At 63.0% G+C, this 23,306-nt stretch carries 25 protein-coding genes; 10 read left to right on the forward strand and 15 right to left on the reverse strand.

The annotated features are described in order from the left end of the window. Positions 1-22 precede the first annotated feature (22 nt). Positions 23-982, reverse strand: coding sequence for a putative 2-dehydropantoate 2-reductase (locus PFEN_RS00695; RefSeq protein ID WP_191485130.1), 960 nt, complete (start codon positions 980-982; stop codon positions 23-25). Beyond that, positions 979-1,365 carry a thioredoxin family protein gene (locus tag PFEN_RS00700; RefSeq protein WP_191485131.1) on the reverse strand — a complete coding sequence of 129 codons (387 nt, stop codon included), beginning with the start codon at positions 1,363-1,365 and terminating at the stop codon, positions 979-981. Before PFEN_RS00700 ends, PFEN_RS00695 begins: the two co-directional genes overlap by 4 nt. Here PFEN_RS00700 and PFEN_RS00705 point away from each other — a divergent pair. Beyond that, positions 1,364-1,810 (forward strand): PilZ domain-containing protein, encoded by a 447-nt coding sequence (locus PFEN_RS00705; RefSeq protein WP_191485132.1) that lies wholly within the window; start codon positions 1,364-1,366, stop codon positions 1,808-1,810. The two genes, PFEN_RS00700 and PFEN_RS00705, sit on opposite strands and share 2 nt — an antisense overlap. Positions 1,811-1,961: 151 nt before the next feature. After that, positions 1,962-3,038 carry a 3-deoxy-7-phosphoheptulonate synthase gene (locus PFEN_RS00710; RefSeq protein WP_191485133.1) on the forward strand — a complete coding sequence of 359 codons (1,077 nt, stop codon included), beginning with the start codon at positions 1,962-1,964 and terminating at the stop codon, positions 3,036-3,038. Positions 3,039-3,098: 60 nt separating this feature from the next. Here PFEN_RS00710 and PFEN_RS00715 read toward each other — a convergent pair whose 3' ends face one another. Then, the gene (locus tag PFEN_RS00715; RefSeq protein WP_040065473.1) at positions 3,099-3,380 is read right to left on the reverse strand and encodes a GNAT family N-acetyltransferase; all 282 of its coding nucleotides are present in this window, start codon (positions 3,378-3,380) and stop codon (positions 3,099-3,101) included. Between the two features lie 683 nt (positions 3,381-4,063). On the opposite strand from PFEN_RS00715, the gene PFEN_RS00720 reads away from it, so the two are divergent. Next, a complete protein-coding gene (locus tag PFEN_RS00720) occupies positions 4,064-4,315 on the forward strand; it encodes an Lpp/OprI family alanine-zipper lipoprotein (protein ID WP_191485134.1) in 252 nt (83 codons plus the stop codon). Between the two features lie 128 nt (positions 4,316-4,443). On the opposite strand, the gene PFEN_RS00725 is transcribed toward PFEN_RS00720, so the two are convergent. From PFEN_RS00725 to PFEN_RS00735, 3 genes are all read right to left on the reverse strand, one after another. Next, positions 4,444-5,409, reverse strand: a complete 966-nt coding sequence (locus tag PFEN_RS00725) for a L,D-transpeptidase family protein (protein ID WP_191485135.1) — start codon at positions 5,407-5,409, stop codon at positions 4,444-4,446. 222 nt (positions 5,410-5,631) lie between these two features. Next, the gene (locus PFEN_RS00730; protein ID WP_191485136.1) at positions 5,632-5,925 is read right to left on the reverse strand and encodes a hypothetical protein; all 294 of its coding nucleotides are present in this window, start codon (positions 5,923-5,925) and stop codon (positions 5,632-5,634) included. A gap of 55 nt (positions 5,926-5,980) precedes the next feature. After that, positions 5,981-6,586: an arylesterase gene (locus tag PFEN_RS00735; protein WP_191485137.1), complete on the reverse strand. Its 606-nt coding sequence runs from the start codon at positions 6,584-6,586 to the stop codon at positions 5,981-5,983. A gap of 10 nt (positions 6,587-6,596) precedes the next feature. Here PFEN_RS00735 and PFEN_RS00740 point away from each other — a divergent pair, with 10 nt between their 5' ends. From PFEN_RS00740 to greB, 3 genes are read left to right on the forward strand one after another with little or no spacing between them, the layout of a single operon-like run. Continuing rightward, positions 6,597-7,280: an ABC transporter ATP-binding protein gene (locus PFEN_RS00740; protein WP_191485138.1), complete on the forward strand. Its 684-nt coding sequence runs from the start codon at positions 6,597-6,599 to the stop codon at positions 7,278-7,280. Further along, a complete protein-coding gene (locus tag PFEN_RS00745) occupies positions 7,280-9,784 on the forward strand; it encodes an ABC transporter permease (protein ID WP_191485139.1) in 2,505 nt (834 codons plus the stop codon). Before PFEN_RS00740 ends, PFEN_RS00745 begins: the two co-directional genes overlap by 1 nt. 35 nt (positions 9,785-9,819) lie before the next feature. After that, on the forward strand, positions 9,820-10,317 hold the full coding sequence (gene greB, locus PFEN_RS00750) for a transcription elongation factor GreB (protein ID WP_191485140.1): 498 nt from the start codon (positions 9,820-9,822) through the stop codon (positions 10,315-10,317). 38 nt (positions 10,318-10,355) lie between these two features. Here greB and PFEN_RS00755 read toward each other — a convergent pair whose 3' ends face one another. The 3 genes from PFEN_RS00755 to PFEN_RS00765 form a co-directional block, all read right to left on the reverse strand. Continuing rightward, positions 10,356-10,664, reverse strand: coding sequence for a class I SAM-dependent methyltransferase (locus PFEN_RS00755; RefSeq protein WP_191485141.1), 309 nt, complete (start codon positions 10,662-10,664; stop codon positions 10,356-10,358). Positions 10,665-10,974: 310 nt separating this feature from the next. Beyond that, positions 10,975-11,412, reverse strand: a complete 438-nt coding sequence (locus tag PFEN_RS00760) for a DoxX family protein (RefSeq protein ID WP_191485142.1) — start codon at positions 11,410-11,412, stop codon at positions 10,975-10,977. Positions 11,413-11,512: 100 nt separating this feature from the next. Beyond that, positions 11,513-12,934 (reverse strand): transglycosylase SLT domain-containing protein, encoded by a 1,422-nt coding sequence (locus PFEN_RS00765; RefSeq protein ID WP_191485143.1) that lies wholly within the window; start codon positions 12,932-12,934, stop codon positions 11,513-11,515. A gap of 236 nt (positions 12,935-13,170) precedes the next feature. Between PFEN_RS00765 and PFEN_RS00770 the strand changes: the two genes are divergently transcribed. From PFEN_RS00770 to PFEN_RS00780, 3 genes are all read left to right on the forward strand, one after another. Then, positions 13,171-13,977, forward strand: a complete 807-nt coding sequence (locus PFEN_RS00770) for a TatD family hydrolase (protein WP_191485144.1) — start codon at positions 13,171-13,173, stop codon at positions 13,975-13,977. 96 nt (positions 13,978-14,073) lie between these two features. Continuing rightward, on the forward strand, positions 14,074-15,552 hold the full coding sequence (locus tag PFEN_RS00775; RefSeq protein WP_191485145.1) for a methyl-accepting chemotaxis protein: 1,479 nt from the start codon (positions 14,074-14,076) through the stop codon (positions 15,550-15,552). Positions 15,553-15,635: 83 nt separating this feature from the next. Then, positions 15,636-15,875, forward strand: a complete 240-nt coding sequence (locus PFEN_RS00780) for a terminase (protein WP_191485146.1) — start codon at positions 15,636-15,638, stop codon at positions 15,873-15,875. Positions 15,876-16,036: 161 nt separating this feature from the next. Here PFEN_RS00780 and PFEN_RS00785 read toward each other — a convergent pair whose 3' ends face one another. The 6 genes from PFEN_RS00785 to PFEN_RS00810 all read right to left on the reverse strand — a co-directional run bounded on the left by PFEN_RS00785 (position 16,037) and on the right by PFEN_RS00810 (position 22,052). After that, on the reverse strand, positions 16,037-16,834 hold the full coding sequence (locus PFEN_RS00785) for an acyl-CoA thioesterase (protein ID WP_191485147.1): 798 nt from the start codon (positions 16,832-16,834) through the stop codon (positions 16,037-16,039). Between the two features lie 98 nt (positions 16,835-16,932). Continuing rightward, the gene (locus PFEN_RS00790) at positions 16,933-17,700 is read right to left on the reverse strand and encodes a CHAD domain-containing protein (protein ID WP_191485148.1); all 768 of its coding nucleotides are present in this window, start codon (positions 17,698-17,700) and stop codon (positions 16,933-16,935) included. 7 nt (positions 17,701-17,707) lie between these two features. Beyond that, entirely contained in the window at positions 17,708-19,678 is a 1,971-nt protein-coding gene (locus tag PFEN_RS00795; RefSeq protein ID WP_191485149.1) for a DUF3488 and DUF4129 domain-containing transglutaminase family protein, read from the reverse strand. Continuing rightward, positions 19,675-20,658: a DUF58 domain-containing protein gene (locus PFEN_RS00800; protein ID WP_191485150.1), complete on the reverse strand. Its 984-nt coding sequence runs from the start codon at positions 20,656-20,658 to the stop codon at positions 19,675-19,677. Before PFEN_RS00800 ends, PFEN_RS00795 begins: the two co-directional genes overlap by 4 nt. Beyond that, positions 20,628-21,545 (reverse strand): AAA family ATPase, encoded by a 918-nt coding sequence (locus tag PFEN_RS00805; RefSeq protein ID WP_191485151.1) that lies wholly within the window; start codon positions 21,543-21,545, stop codon positions 20,628-20,630. Before PFEN_RS00805 ends, PFEN_RS00800 begins: the two co-directional genes overlap by 31 nt. 228 nt (positions 21,546-21,773) lie before the next feature. Continuing rightward, entirely contained in the window at positions 21,774-22,052 is a 279-nt protein-coding gene (locus tag PFEN_RS00810) for a hypothetical protein (protein ID WP_191485152.1), read from the reverse strand. A gap of 207 nt (positions 22,053-22,259) precedes the next feature. On the opposite strand from PFEN_RS00810, the gene PFEN_RS00815 reads away from it, so the two are divergent. After that, complete coding sequence (locus PFEN_RS00815) at positions 22,260-23,294, forward strand: patatin-like phospholipase family protein (protein WP_191485153.1); 1,035 nt, start codon at positions 22,260-22,262, stop codon at positions 23,292-23,294. Positions 23,295-23,306: the final 12 nt, after the last annotated feature.

Here is a 23,306-nt window from a genome sequence, read left to right on the forward strand (position 1 = left end):
TCCCACAGGGCTGCATTATTTCTCAGTGATTGTTCGCGTCGATGAACGCCAGGGCCTGATACAGGGCGCGGATCTTCGGCAACTCGCAACCGGCGGCACTCGCCGCGGCCAGCGGACGGGCATAGACAGCGTCCAACTCCAGCACCCGCTTGTACACGAAGTCGTGGTACATGCTCGGCCAGTAGTCCGGCATCTTTTCCGTCACCTTGAACAACTGCTCGGCATAGCCGGCCGGCAGCTCATGGCCACAGGCCTGGGCCCCCCGCACCACCTCGGTCATCAACGCCTGGACCAGCTCGCGACTGCTGTCATCGGTCATCAGCGCCGTGGTACTGGCCCGCAGCAACACCGACAGACCGTTATAAGGCACGTTCCACACCAACTTCTGCCAGCGCGCCTGCTGCAGGTTGGCCATGGCCTGGGACTCGACACCCGCCCGATGGAACAAGCCGGCCGTCTCCTCGACCAGGGCCTGGCGGGCCGCGGCGGCATGCAACAGCGGACCACTGTGATAGCCGACGTTCACCGCGCCGAAGGCCTGGTGCACGATGACGCCGGGCCCCGCGCGGTGCACGCAGATAAAACACAAACCGCCCAACAGGTGCAGGGAGTCGGGCAACCGCGCGCGTAAATCGTCCTCCACCTCCAGGCCGTTCTGCAGCACCAGCACCTTCGCCCCCGGCGCGGCGGCCTGGACGATCAGCGGCGCGAGACTGGCATTGCTGGTGGTCTTGGTCCCCACCAGCAGCCAGTCGCAGGGGGGCATGTCCGCGGCCTGAGCATAGGCCTGCGGCGCCTTCAAATGCAGGGGGCCGTGAACCGCACTGTCAATATGCAAGCCCCCCTCGGCCACCACCGCAAACTCGCTGCGCAACAAGAAATGCACGTCGAAGCCGGCCCGCGCCAGCATGACGCCATAGTATCCGCCGATCGCACCGGTACCGATGATGCCGATACGCGGCCGGCTGACTGAACCCGTCATGGCAACTCCTCTGGTCCAAGACTCAAGGCCCGCCGAACATTTTCGGCAAGCTCGCTCACGGTCAAGCGTGACTGCACCGCTCCGTGAAACCTGCCGTCCTTGACCACAAACAACGCGGGCAGATGAAACACTTCGTAACGCTGTACCGCCCCGCCGTTATGGCCGGCATCGATCCAGCACAAGCGTTCGACCGGCAACGCCAGGCTTGGCAATACCTCCCTGGCGAAACGGCAGGAGGCACAGCCGACACTGGTGAAAATCAGCAATGAAACGCCCGGCAGGTCCAATAGACTCCGGTCGATATCAAAATCCGTCAACTCCAGGCTGTTCACTATACTGTTTGAAAGTTTTTCCACTGACCGACGCGGGGAGTCGTTGTTCATGGCGCGCTTTCTTCCTCATCCCGATGACGTTCCCGTCACATTGACCCTGCTTGAACATTCCTGCATTTCCCTGCACCGACTCGCCAGCATCAGTCTGGGTGGTGTCTCCTGCCACTCGCCCCGCGGCTGGCGCAAAGGCTCGGCGCTGCGAATGTGCATTCCCAGCCTTGGTGAAACCGCCTGCTATCCCGGCTACGTGGCCTGGTGCCTGAAACGCAAGCACGGCTACCGGGTCGGCATTGCCTTTGTCGACGAGCAAATCCTGTTCGGCGCCCGCATGGGTGAGCAGGTCTGCCAGATCGAACGCTACCAGCGAACACGCGAACGACAAAGCGAAGATCGGCAAAACATCGAAGCCATCGCCCGGGAATGGGTCCGGCAACACGCCGATGACTTCTCCCGAGCCAGCCTGGAGCGCCCCTATGCGCGGGCTTTGCTCGATTAAACCTACTTTACGCACGGATTAAACCCGCCAGGCCATTGCCCGCCCCCCGCCTAACGCGCTAAGGTTCCGCTCCCCGACGCGCTCAAATCCGCTGTGCTCCGCCGCGCGGGGATCGCTGGCGGCCGGCACCCGTGACCTGACGAGTAACACGATGGCTGATTTACCGATCAACGACCTTAACGTCGCTTCCAACGAGACGCTGATCACTCCCGATCAGCTCAAGCGTGAGCTTCCCCTGAGCGAGACCGCTCTGCGCACCGTGACCAAGGGTCGCGAGGTGATCCGCAATATTCTCGATGGCACCGACCATCGCCTGTTCGTTGTCATCGGGCCCTGCTCGATCCACGACATCAAGGCCGCCCACGAATACGCCGAGCGCCTGAAGGCCCTGGCCGCCGAAGTGTCCGACAGCCTGTACCTGGTGATGCGCGTGTACTTCGAGAAGCCGCGCACCACCGTGGGCTGGAAAGGTCTGATCAACGACCCTTACCTGGATGACTCCTTCAAGATCCAGGATGGCCTGCACATCGGCCGCCAGTTGCTGCTGGACCTGGCGGAAATGGGCCTGCCCACCGCCACCGAAGCCCTCGACCCGATCTCGCCGCAGTACCTGCAGGACCTGATCAGCTGGTCGGCCATCGGCGCGCGCACCACCGAATCCCAGACCCATCGCGAAATGGCCTCGGGCCTGTCCTCGGCCGTGGGTTTCAAGAACGGTACCGACGGCGGCCTGACCGTGGCGATCAACGCCTTGCAATCGGTATCCAGCCCGCATCGCTTCCTCGGCATCAACCAGGAAGGCGGCGTGTCCATCGTCACGACCAAGGGCAATGCCTACGGCCACGTGGTCCTGCGTGGCGGCAATGGCAAGCCGAACTACGACTCGGTCAGTGTCGCCGTCTGTGAACAGGCGCTGGCCAAGGCCAAGATCAAGGCCAATATCATGGTCGATTGCAGCCACGCCAACTCCAACAAGGACCCGGCCCTGCAACCGCTGGTAATGGAGAACGTCGCCAACCAGATCCTCGAAGGCAACCAGTCGATCATCGGCCTGATGGTCGAGAGCCACCTGAACTGGGGCTGCCAGGCCATTCCGAAAGACCTCGCCGACCTGCAATACGGCGTATCGATCACCGACGCCTGCATTGACTGGAGCACCACCGAAAAAACCTTGCGCAGCATGCACGCCAAACTCAAGGACGTGCTGCCCAAGCGCCAGCGCGGCTGATCGAGGCACGCACACACAAGAACGCCGGGCATTGCCCGGCGTTCTTGTGTGTGGAATCACTCAGATCTTCGCGGCGTGCCGCTGATGACGCTCCATGTAACGCTCGACATAGGAGCAGGAAGGAATCACCGTATAACCCATCTGATCGGCATAGGCCAATGCCTGCTCGGTCAGTGCCGCCGCAATGCCCCGGCCGCGCAAGGCGTTGGGCACGAAGGTGCGGTAGATATCCAGGGTCTGCTTACCCAGGTCCATATAGGTCAGGTAGGCACGATGACCGTCCACATTGGTCTCGAATTGATGACCTGCCTGGTCATGGTGGATGGACAACGCCTCGCTCATCGCTACTCCTCGCGGGTCTTGGATTCTGACCCTACCTTACATGTTTTTCCGGCGAAGGAACCACCTGGCCATGTAGGAAAAATCACCACAACAGCCAAATAATCACAAAATACTACGCCACCCCGTGCCTGGTTGGACGACGAGAAGAGCCGAAAGCTCCTGAACAAGTAGGCACCCGACAGATAGTAGGCGCCCAGCTCTCCTTGCTCAAGACACGCTCGTCATGTGGTCCGCCAGGCTCATGGTAGCCCGCTCGAACAGGCCCTTTCGCTGAAAAGCCTGAACAGCGGCTGAAGATTGCCGGAATGTTATTTTGTGAGACGAACAGTGCTTCTTAAAGTCACTTTTCAATTGGCAAAGATGCCTCCCCCGCCCTGGCGACGGTTGAAGCGAAGAGTCACTCGCCGCACTAGCGAGACGCGTGTATCAGCAGCCGACAGTCCACATGCCTGGCACACTAGTGCAGATCGGATTTGTCCAAAGCACCCGGATCCGGCCCTGTTGCTGCACATTTTTTATACAAAATCATGAAAAGTTAGCCGAAAATATTCTCTACCAAAAAATTTTTTTGCTTCTTGCGCTACGTCAGTTTACTTACTACAAGTAATGGGTAGTATGTACGCCGACTATATCCCCACTCTGGGGAGATGGTTATTAATAGAAAGTCCTTGAAGGGGAACACGATGAACAACGTTCTGAAATTCTCTGCTCTGGCCCTGGCCGCAGTTCTGGCCACCGGTTGCAGCAGCGCATCCAAAGAAACCGAAGCTCGTCTGACTGCTACTGAAGATGCTTCTGCTCGTGCCCAGGCTCGTGCTGACGAAGCGTACCGCCATGCCGATGAAGCTCTGGCTGCTGCTCAAAAAGCACAACAGACTGCTGATGAAGCTAACGAGCGCGCTATGCGTATGCTCACTAAGGCAAGCAAGAAGTAATAATCCTTCGGGGTTGTTATCAAGCCGATCCATTACTGGATCGGCTTTTTTGTGCTCATCGGAAAAATCCGCCAGGCACAAAAAACCCGCCTGGACCGCAAGGCCCAGGCGGGTCGTCAGAGCCGCGCCTACTGTTGTAGATCGGGCGCGTTGGACACCATCGACGGTGCCCCGGGTATCGCGATTTCCGTCGGCAGGCCGTCTTCGGCGGCTACGACGTCACGCACTTCATCCCAATTGACCCGCAGGTTGTTCGCCAGATCTTCACGCTTGAGCAGCGCATTGATCACCGCGGTGTGCTTGTCGACCACCGAAGGATTGCCATTGTCGTCCAGCGGCGTATGGGCTTCGAGGAACACCTTGCCGCCGCTCACGCCGAACTTGTAGGCCTCGTTGATAATCCGTACCGAAGTGCCCACCGGCACCATGCCGGCCATTTCCAGCACGTTGTTGTTGTACATGCGGAAGCAGCCATGGCTGGTCCGGGTACCGATGCCGAACTTCATGTTCGAACCATGGATCAGATACCCCGGCGTGCCCAGGGTGAACTTGAACGGGCCCAGCGGGTTGTCCGGACCGGCCGGCACCACGTTGGGCAGCGGATCACCCTCGGCCGCGTGCTCGGCCTTGATCGAGGCCGGCGGAGTCCAGGTTGGATTCGGTATCTTGGCGGTAATGGTGGTGTGGGCGACCGGCGAGCCCCAGCCCTCGCGACCGATCCCCAGCGGGAAGGTGTAGACCACATTGCGCCCCTTGGGGAAGTAGTACAGGCGATACTCGGCCAGGTTGATCACGACGCCTTCGCGCGGTCCCGGCGGCAGGATGAAACGGGTCGGCAGGACGATATCGGTACCCGCGCCCGGCAACCAGGCATCGACGCCCGGGTTGGCCGCGACCATTTCCGAATAGCCCAGGTCGTAGGTGGTGCCCAGGTCGGCGAAGGTATCTTCGTATTTGGCCTTGATCACCTGGACCTGGCCGACGATATCCTCGCCCGCTGGTGGCAACGGCAGCTCCAACGCCGAGACGGGACCCACCACACAGAGGGCGGCAACAGACAGGCAACGGGTAACGGCGGGAAAGCGCGACAACATCCGGGACATCCTTCGCATGATCGACGTAAGTAAATAGACAGCGATTGTACACCTACACCGCGCCCGCAAGGGAGACGGCAGGCCGGGACATTCGTAACGAGACAGCGACGGTACAGGTTGCCGGTGGTGTAGGAGCGAGCTTGCTCGCGATGGTAGTCAGGGCAACGCGGGGGATCAGGCTTTTCGCGGCAACGTTGAGGTCCATCGCGAGCAAGCTCACGCCTACAACTCGAAGCGCAGCTCCGGCCAGATCGGTGGCGTACCACGCTTTTGCGATTCGAGAATCGCCCGGCACAGAGGGCATAGGCGCTGGTCGCGAAAGATCGAGCGGTCCACCCCCGACCAACGCGGCTGGGCCGGCAACAAGGTGCCGCACAGCGTCCGATCGGCCGAACCGCCCAGTTCCAGCTGCCGCGTGACCAGGTGCACGCGCACTTCCTGACAGGCGAACAGATCGAGCTGCTCGTCGGGTTCGATCAGTTGGTAGGCAAACAAGGACCAGGCGGGACGCTGCATCGGGGGCTCCAAATCGGGGGCGCCACCTTAGCCCAAAGACCGCCGCTAGAAAAGCTCAAAGCAGCGGTTTCAGCCTCGGCCAGACGTTATCGAGCAACTTGTCCTGACCAGCGGGCGCCGGGTGAATGCCATCGGCCTGCATCAACTCGGGATGCCCGCCGACGCCCTCGAGGAAAAACGGCACCAGCGCGATGTTTTTTTCCTGCGCCAGTTCGCTGTAGACCCGGGCGAAGGCCTGGGTGTAGCGCGGACCATAATTGGGTGGAATCTGCATCCCGAGCAGTAGGACTTTTGCACCCGCCGCCTGAGACTTGTCGATCATTGATGCAAGATTTTGTTTCAATTGCGTCGGCAGTTGCCCACGCAAGCCATCATTGCCGCCCAATTCGAGCACCACCACCTGCGGCTTGTGCTCCGCAAGCAGTGTCGGCAGCCGCGCCTGGCCGCCCGCACTGGTGTCACCACTGATGGATGCATTGACCACCTGGTCGGCAAAACCTTCGGCCTTCAGGCGCTTTTCCAGCAGGGCGACCCATCCCACACGGGTATCCAGGCCGAAACCCGCACTGATACTATCGCCAACGATCAGCACGGTACCCGCCGCCGCGTTCTGGACCATGCACATCAAGGCCAGGCCGGCACTCAAAAACCACACTCGCATCGGATTCTCCATGGGCGAAAGTATTCTCACCGCGCAGAACCTTAGCAAAGTGGTTCCCAGCGCGGAAGGTGAACTGACCATCCTGCACCCTTTGAGCCTGACCTTGAAGAAGGGTGACAGCCTGGCCATCGTCGGCGCTTCCGGTTCCGGCAAATCGACCCTGCTCGGCCTGCTCGCCGGTCTCGACCTGCCCAGCGGCGGCGAAGTCACTCTGGCCGGGCGGGCCCTGAGCGCCCTGGACGAAGACCAGCGCGCGCGCATCCGTGCCGAGCACGTCGGCTTCGTGTTCCAGAGCTTCCAGCTGCTGGACAGTCTCAACGCCCTGGAAAACGTCATGCTGCCCCTGGAGCTGGACGGCCGCGACGATGCCCGCGAACGCGCCCGCGACCTGCTGGAACGCGTCGGCCTGGGCCAGCGCCTGAGCCATTCGCCACGCCAACTGTCCGGCGGCGAGCAGCAACGGGTGGCCATCGCCCGGGCCTTCGCCGCCGAACCGGATGTGCTGTTCGCCGATGAACCCACCGGCAACCTCGACAGCCACACCGGCGAGCGCATCAGCGACCTGCTGTTCGAACTGAACCAGGAACGCGGCACCACCCTGGTGCTGGTGACCCATGACGAACGCCTGGCCCATCGCTGCCGGCGCCTGATCCGTCTTGACGCCGGCCATCTGGTCGGCCCCCTGGAGCCTTGATGGCACGCCTGCCGCTGTTGCGCCTGTTCAGCCTCGCCACCCGCCAGCTCCTGCGCGACGCTCGCGCCGGCGAACTGCGGGTGCTGTTCTTCGCCTTGCTGGTGGCGGTCGCGGCCAGTACCGCCATCGGCTACTTCGGCGCGCGCCTGAATGGTGCGATGCTGCTGCGGGCCACTGAATTCCTCGCCGCCGACCTGGTACTCGACGGCACCTCCGCTGCCCACCCGGAACAGCTCCAGACCGGCCGCGACCTGGGCCTGGCACATGCGCGAGCGGTCGAGTTCTCCAGCGTGATCGCCACGGACACCGGCATCCAGCTGTCGAGCATCAAGGCGGCGGACGAGCACTACCCGTTGCGCGGCGAACTCAAGAGCGCCGCGGCCCCTTTCGCTGCCGAGACCGCTGGCGGCGGGCCGGCGCCTGGCGAAGCCTGGGTCGAGGCGCGGCTGTTGACCGCGCTGGACCTGAAGATCGGCGACAGCATCGATGTCGGCGTCAAGAGCCTGCGCCTGGCCCGGGTCCTGACCTATGAACCGGACCGCGCCGGCAACTTCTACAGCCTGACCCCACGGGTACTGATCAACCTTGCCGACCTGGACGCCACCGGTGTGGTCCAGCCCGGCAGCCGGGTCGACTATCGCGAACTGTGGCGCGGTTCGGCGAACGCCCTGGCAACCTATCACGAGTTGATCAAGCCGGGCCTGGCGCCAAACCAGCGCCTGCTCGACGCCCGTGACGGCAACCAGCAGATCGGCGGTGCCCTGGGCAAGGCCGAGCGTTACCTGAACATGGCCAGCCTGGTCGCGGTGCTGCTCTCCGGCGTTGCCGTGGCCCTCAGTGCCAGCCGTTTCGCCGCCCGCCGCTTCGACGCCAGCGCGCTGTTGCGCTGCCTGGGCCTGTCGCGCCGGGAAACCATGAGCCTGTTCAGCCTGCAACTGGCGATCCTCGGCATGCTGGCGAGTGTCAGCGGTGCCGTGCTCGGCTGGCTCGCCCAGTTGGGCCTGTTCTATCTGCTGCATGACCTGCTGCCCGCCGACGTTCCGCCGGGAGGACTGATGCCCGCGCTCGCCGGTATCGGCACCGGATTGGTGGCGCTGGCCGGGTTCGCCCTGCCGCCCCTGGCCGCCCTGGGCCGGGTGCCGCCGCTGCGGGTACTGCGTCGGGACCTGCTGCCAATTCCGGCCAGCACCTGGCTGGTCTATGGCGCCGCCTTGCTCGCGCTGGGCCTGATCATGTGGCGTCTGAGCCTGGACCTGCTGCTGACCTTCGCCCTGCTCGGTGGCGGCGTGATTGCCGCGCTGGTGCTCGGCGGCCTGTTGCTGCTCGGGCTGCAAAGCCTGCGCCGGCTGCTGGCCAGGGCCTCATTGCCCTGGCGCCTGGGCCTCGGCCAGTTGCTCCGGCATCCGCTGGCCGCGGCCGGACAATCCCTGGCATTCGGCCTGATCCTGCTGTCCATGGCGCTGATCGCGCTGTTGCGTGGCGAGTTGCTCGACACCTGGCAGAACCAGTTGCCGAAGAACGCCCCCAACTATTTCGCGCTGAATATCCTGCCGGCGGACAAGGACGGCTTCCGTGACCACCTGATCCAACTCGCGGCCCAGTCGGCACCGATCTACCCGGTGGTACCCGGTCGACTGATCAGCATCAACGGCACGCCGGTACAGGAGATCGTCAGCAAGGATTCCGGCGGCGATCGCGCCACCCAGCGCGACCTGAGCCTGACCTGGGCCGCCGACCTGCCGCCCGGCAACAGCCTGACCGCCGGCAGCTGGTGGCCGGACAAGCCCAGCGGGGACATTCCCGGCGTATCGGTGGAAACCAAGGTTGCCCTGAGCCTGAAGCTCAAGCTTGGCGACCACCTGGTGTTCAGTGTCGGCGGGGTCAACCGCGAGGCCGTGGTCAGCAGCCTGCGGACCATCAACTGGGACAACTTCCAGCCGAACTTCTTCATGATCTTCCAGCCCGGCACCCTGCAGGACCTGCCGGCAACCTACCTGACCAGCTTCTACCTGGCAGCGGGTCACGACAAGGACATCGTCGAGCTGTCCCGGGCCTTCCCGGCGGTGACCATCCTGCAAGTGGAAGCCCTGCTGGAGCAGCTGCGCAGCATCCTGGCGCAGGTCACCATCGCCGTGGAATACGTGTTGCTGTTCGTCCTCGCCGCGGGCATGGCCGTGCTGTTCTCCGGCTTGCAGGCGACCCTGGATGAACGCATCCGCCAGGGTGCGCTGTTGCGCGCCCTGGGGGCCGAACGGCAACTGCTGGTCAAGGCACGGCGAATCGAGTTCGGCCTGCTCGGCGCGGTCAGCGGCCTGCTCGCCGCCCTCGGCGCGGAACTGGTGAGCTGGGTGCTCTACCGATTCGCCTTCGATCTGCCGTGGCACCCCCATGCCTGGCTGTTGCTGCTGCCGCTGATCGGCGCGGTGATGGTCGGCGGCGCGGGGGTGTTCGGCACCCGCCGGGCACTGAATGTCAGCCCACTGACAGTGCTGCGCGAGGGCTGATAGACTCAACGCCTTGTTTCGCCAAGGGTTTGCAGATGAGTCGTTACCGTCCACCGCGCACTGCCGGCACCGCCCTGATCACCCCCGAGGGCGAGGCCCGCATGCGCGCCGAGCTGCACGAGCTGTGGCATGTGCGCCGCCCCCAGGTCACCCAGTCGGTGAGCGAAGCGGCGGCCCAGGGTGATCGCTCGGAGAACGCCGAGTACACCTACGGCAAGAAGATGCTCCGCGAGATCGACAGCCGCGTGCGCTTCCTGACCAAGCGCCTGGAAAGCCTGAAGGTGGTCGGCGAACGACCCAGCGACCTGAACAAGGTGTATTTCGGTGCCTGGGTCACCATCGAGGACGAGGACGGCAAGGAGTCGCGCTATCGCATCGTCGGGCCTGACGAACTGGACCTCAAGCAGAACCTGATCAGCATCGATTCGCCACTGGCCCGGGCCCTGATCGGCAAGGCGCTGGATGCGGAGATCCGGGTCATGGCCCCCACCGGCGAGCAACGGGTGTACATCATCGCCATCGACTATCCCTGAGCCTGCGAACGGTCACCTCACTTGAGCGGCAGCCGACCTTAGCGGCGTGTGATCAACCCCTGCCGCGCAACGCGGGTAAGTTGTCGAATCACCGCTTCGGCATGCTCGGCATCCGGCGCCTGGATCACCGCCAGGTCGAAGCTGTCATCGGCAAAGCGCGCCAGGGAATCGCCGTCCTCGACGAACTGGATCAGGAACGCCGAGGCGCGCCCCTTGCGTCGTGGCCAGCCGTCGAGATAGCGCAGCAGCGTGGGCTGATGTTTGCCGCCAAGGAGGATTTTGGGGTTGCGAAAAGGAAGGCTCGCCGTGATCGGCGCAAGACGTACAACGGGGCGTGGATTGTTCAACGTGCGTGTCTCCGCCTCAACGATCTGCCGGGCAGGTGTGAGGCAACACCGAACCAGCGCTTTAGCGGTATTTCGAAGCCTGTCTCAGGCTTCTGTCGGCGATCTTTCGACCGGCCTGGCGCCCCGCAAGTAGCTGTTTAAATCGGCGCATGTATTTATCCTAGAGAAGCCGGTAGCAAGCTGTCAAGAATCTCCCACAATGAAAAAGCCCGCAAAGATGCGGGCTTGTTTCATTCTGTGGATCGGAACAAATCCATCAACTGCGCCCCGACAAGCCTGCCCCTACCGGGTGGGCGCCGCCATCTGGATTCTACGAGCGGGCGATGACAGCATCCGCCGAAAGTTTGCCCGCGCCCTCGATCATTACCGCGATGCTGCCGCCCAACAGGGCCAGGGCGAACTCATAACCGTTGTTGGCCATGAACAGGCCGTTGTGGATATGTACCGAGAAGATCGCCACCAGCAGGGTGAAAGTCAGCCCCAGTGCGGCTGGACGCGCCAACAGGCCGATGATCAGGGCCAGGCCGGCGAAGAACTCGGTGCCGCCCGCCAACAGGGCCATCAAGTGACCCGGGGCCAAACCGATGCTTTCCATCCATTGCGCGGTGCCAGCCAGACCATAACCGCCGAACAGGCCGAAAAGCTTCTGTGAGCCGTGGGCGGCGAAGATGATCCCGACAAAAATCCGCAGGACAGTCAGGCCATAGCCAGCGCGGGTGCTCAGGACGCGGTTGATCAAGGTGCTCATCGGTGAATCCTTTTCAATATGGGGTTGATGGGCCTCATATTAATCAGTTATTGAAATACAAAAAGCGCAAAAAACCCAACAAAACAATCGATTTATTCGATCATTTGCGCGAGGCAATCTTGCGTTCATTCGGTTCCAGGGAATCACGCTCCCGGTCGAATGCCAGGTAGTACTTGTTCACGCTGTTCACATAGTTCACGGCATTCATCCCCACCTGTTCCATGGCAATGCGTTCGACCTGGAAGAACCACTGGTTGGGGTTCAGGCCACGGCGACGGGCCTCGGCGCGCATGCCCTGGACCCGCTCCGGGCCCATGTTGTAGGCCGCCAGGACAAAGGCCATGCGTTCGCGCTCGTTGAGCTTGGGGCTGGCAAAGAACTTGCGCCGGATCAGCGCCAGGTACTTGGCTCCGGCCTGCACATTGTTATCGACATTCTGGATATTGCTCACGCCGACCCGTTGCGCCGCCGAGGGAGTCATCTGTAACAGCCCCGTCGCGCCGCTGGCGCCCCGGGCGCCGGGATCCAGGGCCGATTCCTTGAAGGCCAGCGCCGCCAGGTTCAACCAGTCGAGGCCCTGGGCCCGGGCATACCGCTGCAACACCGGACGCAGTTTTTCCAGTTTCTGCCGATCCCCCTGACTCAACGGGTAATGCACCTGGTACAGGCGTCGATAGATCCGCAGGAACGCCGTGTCCTGGTCCGAAGGGGCCTTGTAGGTCTTGAGGAAGCGGTCGATGCTCGCCCGCAGCATCGACGCATTGTCACGCACGAACCAGTGCAGTTGCCCCGGCTCGCTGACCAGCACCTGCTTGTCGAAACGCAGTTTGGGCATGATCCTGGCCCAGCGTTCGGCAATCGGCTGCTCGACAATGGTCAGGTGAAAGATCCCGCCCTGGACCATTTCCAGCACATCCTCCACCGCCAGGCTCGGATCGACCCACTCGACCTTGACCGGCGGCAGCTTGCGCAATGCCAGTTTCTGGTTGATCTGGTTGACCGCCTCGCCCGCCGCGCTGCCCGGGGTCAGGGCGAGGGTCCGACCGGAAAGTTGTTCGAAACGACTGAAGCGCTTCTCGCCCTTGAGCCCCACCAGCAACAGCGGCACCGTACTGCCGAGCGGGTCGCTGGCGATCACCGCATGGCCCGGTTGGGCTTCGAGCAACTCTCCCGGGGCCACCAGATCACCCTCCCCGCGCTGCAAAGCACCCAGCAATTGGTCCTTGGCCTTGGGGATGATCTTGAGGGTGATTTCCTGATTGTCGTGGGCCTGGCTGTTGAGGAACTGCTCAAAGGCGCGCAAGCGATGGTATTCGACACCAATGGTCTCGCCCTGGACCTCGCCGCTGCTGTTGCGACTCTGGTTGACCAGCACGCGCAGGACGCGGCTGCCGCGGATTTCCGCCAGGTCGCGGAGCTTGCCGGGCTGGGCGATTTCCAATGGCCCGGCCAAACGCGCAACCGCCGGCAACGGCAGCAGCAGGGACAGGCACAGCAGGAGCAACAGCGAGGGTCGCTTCATCCGTTCTCCGGAAAGAATACTGCCCAGTCTCAGGCCAGGTGACCTGAAGTCGGACGACTGAAATCGAGCGTTTTTTGAACGCGAAAAGTGCGGAAGGTTGGCGCGGCATCGGGGCTCATGGCGACCGATGCGTACTTCCGGCTTTAAGAGACAGTCATAACTCGTTGTAGTTCTTGATTTTTATTATAAATCTACAGCTCTGGTATGCTTTTCGGCCTGTGGCCTGAGGTAGCACCATGCAACTCATCGATATCGGCGTCAACCTGACCCATGCCAGTTTTGCCGGCAAACAACAGGAAATACTGGAGCGTGCCTATGCCGCCGGAGTCTGCCAACTGATAGTGACAGGCACCAGTCTGGCGGGCAGCGAACAGGCGCTGGAGCTATGTCGGGAGCGGGATCAGAGCGGCCAGAGGCTGTTTGCCAGCGCCGGCATTCATCCTCACTCCGCCAGCGAGTGGACGGCCGATAGCGCCGTTCGTCTGAAAGCCCTGCTTATGCAGCCGAATGTTTGCGCGGTCGGCGAGTGCGGGCTGGATTTCAACCGGGATTTCTCCCCGCGCCCGCAACAGGAAAAAGTCCTCGAGGAACACCTGGCCCTGGCCGTGGAGCTGCAGCGGCCAGTATTCCTCCATGAGCGCGACGCCAACATCCGCTTGCTGGAGATTCTGCGCGACTACCGCGACCGCCTGCCCGCCGCCGTGGTGCATTGCTTCACCGGTGAGCAAAAGGCCTTGTTCGGCTACCTGGACCTGGACCTGCATATCGGCATCACCGGCTGGATCTGCGATGAACGCCGTGGCAGCCACCTGCATCCGCTGGTGCGGGAGATTCCCCGCGGCCGCCTGATGCTCGAAAGCGACGCCCCCTACCTGTTGCCGCGCAGCCTGCGGCCCAAGCCGAAAAACGGGCGCAACGAACCGGCCTACCTGGGCGAAGTGCTGCGCGAAGTGGCCCTGCACCGCGGCGAAAGCCAGGAGCAACTGGCCGCCCATGCCACGGACTGCGCCCGAGCATTCTTCAACTTGCCGAATATCGACTGAAGCGGTATTGATACATATCAACTATCGTTTTCTGGCTAGCGGCACAATACTGGCACCTTGCCAATACTGTTTCCGCTCAATCAGAGAAGACCTTACATGGGTGCCTGGCTTAGCAACATCTCGCTGAAGTACAAATTCTGGGCTGTGAACGCGGTCGCTTTCGTCACCACCTTGCTCCTGGTGTTGTACGCCGTGCAGCTTGAACAACAGGCCCGCACCGAGGCCGCGCGCGGCGCGGTCCAGGCCCAGGTCCGCCTGCTCAGCGCCTGGCCCGAAGGCAAGGCCTGGCCCGAGGCCGACAACCTGCTGCCGTTCAAGGCCGGCGAAACACCGACCCTCAAGGGCCAGATGTTGCCACGCCTCAAGGACGCCAAGGGCTGGGTCGATTACGACTACATGCCCCTGTTCGGCGAAAATCCACTGCTCGGCGCCCAGGTGCTCAGCCATGGCGACCAGCAGGTGGCTGTACTCGCCTATGCGCCAAGCCTGGCCCAAGTATTCAGCGAACGATTCGTCAACTATGCCGTGGCGGTGTTCATCCTGATGCTGGCGATGCTCTGCGCGTCCCAACTGCTGATCCGTTTCCTGCTCAGCCAGCTCAATACCCTCAAGGACGTGATGCTCCATGTGGAGAAGACCGGCGACCTCTCGGCCCGTGTCCCACTGGCGGGCAAGGATGAAGTCGGACAGATGGCCAGTGCCTTCAATGCGATGCAGGCCGGTTATCAGCGGGTCGTCGGCACGGTCGCCCGCACGGCGGCGCAACTGGATGTCGGTGCCGCGCGCCTGGCCTCGAGCATGAACGACGTGCGCCACGGCATGCTCGGCCAGCAGAGCGAAACCGACCAGGCCGCCACGGCCATCAACGAGATGTCGGCCACGGTCTATCACATTGCCCAGCACGCCGGTGCCACCCGTGACCTGTCGCAAACCGCCGACGGCCTGGCCGGCAGCGGGCAGGCGGTGGTCAGTCGGGTCCAGCAATCCATCACCGGGCTGTCCAGCGGCGTGCAACAGACCGCCGTGATGATCCAGCAACTGGCCGAGGACAGCCAGAAGATCAACAGCGTGGTCAACGTGATCCACAGCATCGCCGAACAGACCAACCTGCTGGCTTTGAACGCCGCCATCGAAGCGGCCCGGGCCGGGGAAATGGGCCGTGGTTTCGCGGTGGTCGCCGATGAAGTACGCAACCTGGCCAAGCGGGTGCAGGCCTCCACCGACGAAATCACCACCATGGTCTCCGCCTTGCAGGCTGGCACCCGCGATGCGGTGGACTTCATGCAGGAAAGCTCGTTCAAGGCCGACGACTGCGTGCAACAGGCCCGGGAAGCCGGGGAGGCGCTGGCCCAGATCACCGGCGCGGTGGCCCAGATGCGTGAAAGCAACACCCAGATCGCCGTGGCCGCCGAACAGCAGAGCCAGGTGGCGGAGGAAATGAACCGGGCGGTGGTAAGCATCCGCGACGTGACCGAGAACACCGTGCAACAGACCGTCGACTCGGCCACCACCAGCCATGAGCTGGCCAAGCTGGCGGGAGAGCTGAGCAAAGCCATTGGCCAGCTCAAGCTATAGGATCGATAGGAAGAGTTGATTCGCGCGCCATCCTGGCTGGGCTTAATCTCTGTTCACCGACTACACGAACAGAGGACACGATCATGGGTCAACGTCATCCCAACTTCCCCGCCTGGCAATGGCGGGTTGCACCACAAGCCTCGAACGATGGCACCGGCGAAGGCATGCAAGTGCTGGCGGTGATCCTCTTCGCGCTGTCCTTCCTGCTGGTGAGTTCCGGCGTATTCGCCCAGGACCCAACCGACTTCGCCGTCGGCGTACTGGGCCTGGTGGCAGCGTTCAGCCTGCGCAGCAAAGGCCAGCGCCTGGCATTGGAAGCCTGAGCTATAGCAGCGGTTTTGCATAGAGACCGGCTTGCTGCAATACAAGGCCAAACACGATCCCTGTAGGAGCAACCGCCGCGAAGAGGCCCTTTAGGCCGCCAAAAAGCTTCGCGGGCAAGCCCTGCTCCTACAGGATGGCGATGCAACAGCCAGCGCCGGTCTCAGCCGAACACGGTAACGGTCTGCCGGCTCAACGCAATCAAGCGCCCATCCGCACTCCACAACGCCGCCGCGACATGACCATAGCCGTCGCGGGCATGCTCGATCACCGCGCGATATTTGCACCAATCCAGGGTATCAAGCTCCAGCAAAGGCTGGACGAACTCCACCGTCCAGGTCAGGGTACTGCCCGCCGCCGGTTTGCTCAGATGCGGCAGCACGGCCGGCGGCCAGGCATCCACCAGCGCCAGCAGGTGCGCCTCGGTCAACGGTTCCTGCCGGACATCGCCGCGCAGGCGTACCCAACCACCCATCTCACGCGACGTATTGTGAGTGAAAGGCATGCCGCCAATCCCCCAGCGCAGCGCCAGATGACGCATGAACTCCGGCATCACCCCTGGGATATAGGGCGCCTCCGGGCATTCGTCCCAGTGTTTGATCGAGGGCGCCGGCTCAGCCAGCACCTCCACCACCGATTCACGCGAAGCACCGAAGCTGCCCTGCACCAGCGTCACCACCTGGCCATTCTGCACCGCCCGGCCCAGCACCTGGCTGACCGCCTTGCCCTCGCGCAGCACATCCACCTCGAAGTCGATGGGCACCCCCGGCTCGGCCGGCCCGACAAAGGTGACCGCCAGCGAACGCAACGGGCGCTCAACCGACACCCGGGCCCGCATCGCTTCGTACTGCAGCGCCACCACCAGACCACCGAAACCGGCCCGCCCCTGCGCCCACTCGGCGGGAATGGAAAGCCCCTTGGGCTCACGACGAACCGCATCGAGCAAATCTGAAAAGCGCATGCCTACCTCGGCTGAAAAGAGTCCTGCACAATAGTACTCAGTTCATCCAGGCCACACAGCACTCATACCGGCCAAAGCAGCCGTCGAACAGGCCGCTGTCACTTGGCGAAACAAACCTCGCTCAAGCGGTCCAGCACCCGGTCGGCCTTGCTCTCGGCCAGGCTCATGGTCCTGCGCCACCCCGTTACACAGGCTTGCAGGTCCGGCTCCTGTTCCGCCCGAAGCAGCCATTGCCAGCAATCGTGCCAGTCACCCAGCGCTTCCTGGGCCGACTTCAGGCATTTCAAGGCCGGGGCCGGCAACCGGTTCAGTTGCGGATAGGCTTCGGCGGCGTAACGCACGCGCTTGATCAACAGGCGCAGCCGATGGCGATCATGCAGCGGGTCGTGCAAGGCTTGATCCAACGCGTCCCACTGTTTTTCCAGGCGTTTTTCGATGCGTCTGTGCAGCCGCCTCAACAGGCCCTGGTGCTGCGAAGCACGCAAGAACCGGGGGAAAACGTCGAGTACAGCGAACAATTGCGTCAACTCGGCACTGCGCGCCACGGCCCAATAATCCTCGGACAGCTGCGCCGTACGCCGCGCCGCCGCCACATGATGCCCCTGCCGGTGCAGGTAGGCGGCCAGCACTTCGCGGTCGCGGATCGGCGTGGTCAGGCGCCCGACCTGAGCCGCCGCCTGCTCGACCTGCTCGACCCCCGGCAAGCCGCGCAACGGACGCAACAGGCTACGCAAGCGGCGTACCGTGGTGCGCAAGTCATGCAGCCCCTCCTCGTCGGTCAGCGCGTCCACCCGCGCATGACAGGCGAACAAGCGCACTTCCAGACTCACGACCTGAGCCACCAATTCATCTATCAGGGCAGACATTCGACACTTACTCCCAAATCGACCTTCCAAGACTGCGACGCAATGACCGCAACGCCCGTTGCAATGCATCCATCGACGGGGTCTGCCCAGCATAGCGCTGGGCCATGAAGCTCTGGATGAATGCATGGATATTTTCTGCCTGGCGCGGCAACTGCCGGGCGGCCCGCTCGCCGAAAGCCTGCGGTCCTTCGCCCGGTTCACGCACCAGCCCACGCCGACGCAACAGCTTTTCAAAGGCCGCGAACAAGCGCAATGACGGGTCGCTCCGGTTCCGCCAAGGGCGCAGCAACAGCAGCGAGAGCAGCCCCAGGATCAGCACCAACCCGACCGGCAGCACCCAATCGACCAGATCGCCGAACCAGCGTCCCAGCAGTTGCAACTGCTGTTCGCCCTGATAACCCAGCACCCAGCGCTGCCAAGCGTAATTGAGATTATCCCAGCCCAGGCGCAGGTTATTGAGCCAGATCAGATGACGGTAACGCAGCGGCGACAGCGGCGTCGCGTCCAACAGGTCTTCATCGGTCGCCAGGCTCTGCTCCAACCCCTGGTCGATCCGTTGCGGGGCCACCGCGTAGGTCGGATCGACACTGCGCCAGCCCTGCCCCTCCTGCCAGTATTCGACCCAGGCGTGGGCATCGAACTGGCGCACGGTGAGAAAATGGCCCGCCGGATTCAGCTCACCGCCTTGATAGCCGGCCACCATCCGCGCCGGTATCCCCGCCGCCCGTAGCACATAGGTCATGGCCCCGGCGTAATGCGCGCAAAAGCCCTGGCGGCTGTCGAACAGGAAGCCATCGACGCTGTCGGCGCCCAGGGTCGGCGGCTTGAGGGTGTAGTGATACGGTTCGTCATGGAAGTGCTTGAGCAAGGCCGCCACCAGCGCCTCGGGCTGTGGATAACGTTGCCGTAATTGCGCGGCCCACTGGCGGCTGCGTGGATCGCCCTGGGCCGGCAACTGCAAGGCCTGGTGCCAGGCCCGCTCATTGAGTTGCGGATCGCGCGGCACTTGCGGCCAGGACTCGACCCGATACAACAATGCCTGCCGCACCGGACGCAGGCGCTGCACACGATAGTCCGCCAATTGGCGTACATCAGCCTGATCGGTGCGGGCCACATCCAGCGCCGGCAACCAGGGTTTGCCGCTGGGCTGGAGGATGATGTTGTAGCGCCAGGACTCGCCAGCGGCCTGCCATTTCGGCGCCTGACTGTAGGTAACCGTCGCGGCCTGGCTCCAGCGGCGGCCGTCGAATTGCTCCAGGGTCAGCGCCCGCCAGTAGAGGTCGCGACGCGCCGGCATGGGACCGTCGAAGCTGGCGCGAAAGGCCAGTTCCGCGGAGCGCCCAAGCTCGGCCACATCCCCCGGCGACATGCTCTCGGACAGACCGCTCTGCGCCTTGTCCACGGGCAACGGCAGCGACCACAGCGGTGCAATACGGGGAAAGAACAGGAACAGCAGCAACATCAGCGGCAAGGCTTGCAGCAACAAGCTCGTGGCCAGGCGCAGGGTCGTCAGGGGGCGGGTCGTCGGCCCCTGCTGCAAACCGATCAAAGCCGCCAGCAACGCCCCCAGCGGTAACAGGCTGTAGAACGCCCAGGGCAGGCTGTCCTCGAACAGATAGGCCACCGCGACACAGAACAGCCCAAGGTAAATCAGCACCAGGGCATCGCGGCGGGTGCGGGTCTCCACCAGCTTGAGCATGAACATCGCCACCAGCAGCACCGCCCCGGCGTCCAGTCCGATCAGGCTGCTGCGCGAAAGCCAGATACCGCCGATGGTCCCCAGCAGCAGAATCAGCTCCATCAGGCGTCCGGGAAAACGCGCCCGCATGCGATAGACCTGGATCCGCCAGACAGTACACCCCAGCCACAGCGCCGGCATCCACGGCGGCACATGCAACCAGAACGGCACCATCACCAGGGTCTGGGCCACCAGCAGCCAGATCAGGCTCGCGCGGGAGATCAGCGGCGTGGCATTCATGGGCTTTTCCCGAACAACGCAAGCGCCCGCAGGCAGGCCTGGCAATGAGCGGCACCGCTGTCGCTGGTCAGCAGGCGGTCGGGCAGCCGCAAGGAGAACGCCGTCTCGCGACGGGACAACTCCAGCACCCAATAGCACAAGCGCGACAGCCGCTGCTCGACATCCCCACCCAGGGCGAGGAAGTCCAGGCACAGCTCGCGGCCGTCGAGCCGGGCGAACTCCTTGATCAGCAGCCCCTGCCCCCGGGAGTAGGCTTTCCAGTGCAAGCGCCGCCATGAGTCGCCGGGCTGGTAGGCCTTCAACCCCTGATAGTCATCGACCCCCTGGCCGTGAGCCCGCGCGCCCTCCTCGCGTTCATCACTGATGAGACTGGCCGGGGTCGGTAGCTCGCCTTCCAGGGGCTGTGGATAAACCAGTACTTTCTGGCCCAGATCGACCCGGCTCCAGGTCCGCAGGAGGCCCAGCGGAAAACTGCTTTCGACGCCGATCCGCGGCGCGTGCAGCCAGCCGCGGACCAGGCTTGGCCGATTCAACTCCAGTTCGCAAAAGCCCGCGGCCGGCACATCCACGTTGTGCAGCGTCTGCGCCGACCAGCCCAGGCCAATCGATTGATGGGCCTTGCCGGCACTTTCCAGGCGCACGACAAACCGCGCCTGCTCGCCGACAAACACCGCGGGACCGGGACCGGCACTGAGCACCAGCCCCTGCAGGTTGCGCCAGGTGTGCAGGATCGCCACCACGAACAGCGAAAGCAACAGGAAACACAGGGCATAGGCCAGGCTGTTCTGGTAGTTGATCGCGACCATCAGGATCAATGCCAGCAGGACGGCAAATACACCGCCGGCGCGATTGGGCATGATGAAAATCTGCCGCTGGGTCAGTTGAATCCGCGTCGCCGGCGGCAGGCGCCGCACCAGCCAGGCCTGCCAGAACCCGCGCAGGCGCCGGATCAAAGCGCCGGCACCTCGCGCAGCAACCATTGCACCAAGGCGCCACCGCCCTGCCCGGCGGGATCGGCACGCTCGCGCAAACGATGGCTGACCACCGAGGGCAATACCGCCTGGACGTCTTCCGGGATCACATAGTCGCGTCCGGCCAACAGCGCCCAGGCCCGGGCGGCGGCGAGGATCGCCAGGCTGGCCCGGGGCGAGAGGCCCCAGGCAAATTGCGGCTGATCGCGAGTCGCGCCGACCAGGCGCAGCACGTAGTCCACCAACGGATCGCTGGTACGCACCTGTTTGGCCTGCTGTTGCAACACTGACAACTCGGCGTGGCTGAGGATCGGCTGCAGGCGCGGCAGCAAGTCACGCCGCGACACGCCTTGCAGCAGGGCCTTTTCCGCGGCCCGGGCCGGATAACCGAGAGACACCCGCATCAGGAAGCGATCGAGCTGCGACTCCGGCAGGGCAAAAGTACCGCCCTGGCTGCTGGGGTTTTGCGTGGCGATCACGAAAAACGGCGACGGCAAGGGCCGGGTGGCGCCTTCGATGGTCACCTGCCCTTCCTCCATGGCTTCGAGCAATGCGCTCTGGCTCTTGGGGGTGGCCCGGTTGATTTCGTCGGCCAGCACCAGTTCGGCGAAGATCGGTCCCGGGTGGAACACGAACAACCCGCTGTCCTTGTCGAACACCGAGGTACCGAGAATATCGCTGGGCAACAGGTCGGAGGTGAACTGGATACGCTGGAAGCTCAGGCCCAGGACCTTGGCCAGGGTGTGGCTGAGGGTGGTCTTGCCCATGCCGGGCAGGTCTTCGATCAGCAGATGACCGTTGGCCAACAAACAGGTCAGGGCCAGGCGAACCTGCGCGTCCTTGCCCAGCACCACCTGGTTGACGGCCTGCAGGCAGGCTTCCAGCTTACTGCTCATGGGCAGACATCCGAACTTGGGAGATGCCGAGGATACTACCGTGTTTCTACTGCAACGCAGATTTGTGAAATAACGCTATTTTCTACAATGACACCGAACCTGTGGAGCCTGGCTTGCCAGCGAAGCCTTTAGCGTTCTCGTGGGCCTCTTCGTGAGCAAGCTCTGCTCCTACAGGGACTGTGTCTGACCGATAAACCGTGGTCCTGCAAGAGACCGCATGCGGCAGGCTCAACGCCCGGCGCGGGACTCACGGATGTAGAAACGCGCCTTCTCGGCCTTGTTCGTGCAGCCCTCGTAGGCTTCGAACTGCTGCTGGGTCTTGGCCCCGGTCAACAGCGAAAGCGCCTTGGAGTAACTCACGGTCCCGGCAAACCCCTCGGCCTTGGCCAGGTCCAGTTCATGCCAGGCGGCATCCAGCTGGCTACCACAACTTTCGCGGTAGGCTGATTTACCCGCGCAACCGGCCAAGGCCAACGCAATCAATGGCACACAGATCCAGGCTTTCATCGATGACACCTCAGGAAAAATAAATAATCGTGCAGGTTAAGACGGCGTGCCGGGCAAAAAGTGCCTTGGCCTCGCTCAAGCTTAACCAATCAAGATGAATATTAGTGCAACCGACCGATTCCCTACACAAAGAACAGCCCAAGCCATGATTGTACCCGCCTCCCTGTAGGTGCATTGTTAGCAATAGCTTGTTCAAGGATTCGAGTCATGAAAAAACGTGTCGCGTTGGTCCTGGGCTCGGGAGGGGCCCGAGGTTATGCCCATATCGGAGTCATCGAGGAAATCGAGAGACGCGGTTATGACATCGCCTGCATCGCCGGCTGTTCGATGGGCGCGGTGGTGGGCGGCATCTATGCCGCCGGCAAACTCGACCAGTATCGCCAGTGGATCGAGAGCCTGGACTACCTGGATGTGCTGCGCCTGGTGGACGTGAGCTTTCGCCTCGGCGCCATTCGTGGCGAAAAGGTCTTCGGGCAGATCCGCAAGATCGTCGGCGAAGTCAATATCGAAGACTTGCGCATTCCCTACACCGCCGTCGCCACCGACCTGACCAACCAGCAGGAAATCTGGTTCCAGGAAGGCTGCCTGCACCAGGCGATGCGCGCCTCGGCGGCGATTCCCAGCCTGTTCACCCCGGTGATGCAGGGCAACCGCATGCTGGTGGACGGCGGCATTCTCAACCCCCTGCCGATCGTGCCGGTGGTCTCCAGCCACTGCGACCTGATCATTGCCGTCAACCTCAACGCCACCAATCAGAAGCAGTACCAGTTGCCGGTGATCCAGCGCCCGCCGGCGTTCAAGAGCCGCTTCAACAACCTGCTCAGTTCCATGGGCTCGCGCTTGCCGTTCCGACGCAAACAGGCCGAGGAACTGCTACGCCTGGAGCAGCAGACCCTCGCCAGCGAGGCCGCCCAGGTGAGTAATCCCTGGCTCGACGACTCGGAACTGCAGGCCCGCCAGTCCGTACCACAAGGTGATGGCGCACCGAAGTCCGCCACCGGCTCGTTCATCATCGACAACGTCGGCCCGGCCTCGCTGCTGGACCTGATCAACCAGAGTTTCGAGGTGATGCAGACCTCGCTGGCGCAATACAAGATCGCCGGCTACCCGCCGGATATCCTGATCAACGTACCGAAAAGGGTGTGCCGCTTCTTCGAGTTCTACAAGGCGCCGGAACTGATCGCCCTGGGACGCGAGATTGCCAGCGATACGCTGGATCGCTACGAGGAGGAAGGCCGTTAGGTTACCCCCTTG

This window comes from Pseudomonas sp. FEN (assembly GCF_904067045.1).
In the GTDB taxonomy this organism is placed as follows: domain Bacteria; phylum Pseudomonadota; class Gammaproteobacteria; order Pseudomonadales; family Pseudomonadaceae; genus Aquipseudomonas.

What these genes read in the sequence shown, in the direction of transcription:
- PFEN_RS00730 (WP_191485136.1), bottom strand. Translation starts at nt 5,925, where the DNA reads ATGCAGCGTCCCGCCTGGTCCTTGTTTGCCTACCAACTGATCGAACCC.
- PFEN_RS00795 (WP_191485149.1), bottom strand. Translation starts at nt 19,678, where the DNA reads ATGAATGCCACGCCGCTGATCTCCCGCGCGAGCCTGATCTGGCTGCTG.
- PFEN_RS00720 (WP_191485134.1), top strand. Translation starts at nt 4,064, where the DNA reads ATGAACAACGTTCTGAAATTCTCTGCTCTGGCCCTGGCCGCAGTTCTG.
- PFEN_RS00775 (WP_191485145.1), top strand. Translation starts at nt 14,074, where the DNA reads ATGGGTGCCTGGCTTAGCAACATCTCGCTGAAGTACAAATTCTGGGCT.
- PFEN_RS00725 (WP_191485135.1), bottom strand. Translation starts at nt 5,409, where the DNA reads ATGTTGTCGCGCTTTCCCGCCGTTACCCGTTGCCTGTCTGTTGCCGCC.
- PFEN_RS00790 (WP_191485148.1), bottom strand. Translation starts at nt 17,700, where the DNA reads ATGTCTGCCCTGATAGATGAATTGGTGGCTCAGGTCGTGAGTCTGGAA.
- PFEN_RS00800 (WP_191485150.1), bottom strand. Translation starts at nt 20,658, where the DNA reads ATGGTTGCTGCGCGAGGTGCCGGCGCTTTGATCCGGCGCCTGCGCGGG.
- PFEN_RS00765 (WP_191485143.1), bottom strand. Translation starts at nt 12,934, where the DNA reads ATGAAGCGACCCTCGCTGTTGCTCCTGCTGTGCCTGTCCCTGCTGCTG.
- greB (WP_191485140.1), top strand. Translation starts at nt 9,820, where the DNA reads ATGAGTCGTTACCGTCCACCGCGCACTGCCGGCACCGCCCTGATCACC.
- PFEN_RS00745 (WP_191485139.1), top strand. Translation starts at nt 7,280, where the DNA reads ATGGCACGCCTGCCGCTGTTGCGCCTGTTCAGCCTCGCCACCCGCCAG.
- PFEN_RS00770 (WP_191485144.1), top strand. Translation starts at nt 13,171, where the DNA reads ATGCAACTCATCGATATCGGCGTCAACCTGACCCATGCCAGTTTTGCC.
- PFEN_RS00780 (WP_191485146.1), top strand. Translation starts at nt 15,636, where the DNA reads ATGGGTCAACGTCATCCCAACTTCCCCGCCTGGCAATGGCGGGTTGCA.
- PFEN_RS00785 (WP_191485147.1), bottom strand. Translation starts at nt 16,834, where the DNA reads ATGCGCTTTTCAGATTTGCTCGATGCGGTTCGTCGTGAGCCCAAGGGG.
- PFEN_RS00810 (WP_191485152.1), bottom strand. Translation starts at nt 22,052, where the DNA reads ATGAAAGCCTGGATCTGTGTGCCATTGATTGCGTTGGCCTTGGCCGGT.
- PFEN_RS00740 (WP_191485138.1), top strand. Translation starts at nt 6,597, where the DNA reads ATGGGCGAAAGTATTCTCACCGCGCAGAACCTTAGCAAAGTGGTTCCC.
- PFEN_RS00760 (WP_191485142.1), bottom strand. Translation starts at nt 11,412, where the DNA reads ATGAGCACCTTGATCAACCGCGTCCTGAGCACCCGCGCTGGCTATGGC.
- PFEN_RS00715 (WP_040065473.1), bottom strand. Translation starts at nt 3,380, where the DNA reads ATGAGCGAGGCGTTGTCCATCCACCATGACCAGGCAGGTCATCAATTC.
- PFEN_RS00695 (WP_191485130.1), bottom strand. Translation starts at nt 982, where the DNA reads ATGACGGGTTCAGTCAGCCGGCCGCGTATCGGCATCATCGGTACCGGT.
- PFEN_RS00735 (WP_191485137.1), bottom strand. Translation starts at nt 6,586, where the DNA reads ATGCGAGTGTGGTTTTTGAGTGCCGGCCTGGCCTTGATGTGCATGGTC.
- PFEN_RS00700 (WP_191485131.1), bottom strand. Translation starts at nt 1,365, where the DNA reads ATGAACAACGACTCCCCGCGTCGGTCAGTGGAAAAACTTTCAAACAGT.
- PFEN_RS00815 (WP_191485153.1), top strand. Translation starts at nt 22,260, where the DNA reads ATGAAAAAACGTGTCGCGTTGGTCCTGGGCTCGGGAGGGGCCCGAGGT.
- PFEN_RS00705 (WP_191485132.1), top strand. Translation starts at nt 1,364, where the DNA reads ATGGCGCGCTTTCTTCCTCATCCCGATGACGTTCCCGTCACATTGACC.
- PFEN_RS00805 (WP_191485151.1), bottom strand. Translation starts at nt 21,545, where the DNA reads ATGAGCAGTAAGCTGGAAGCCTGCCTGCAGGCCGTCAACCAGGTGGTG.
- PFEN_RS00710 (WP_191485133.1), top strand. Translation starts at nt 1,962, where the DNA reads ATGGCTGATTTACCGATCAACGACCTTAACGTCGCTTCCAACGAGACG.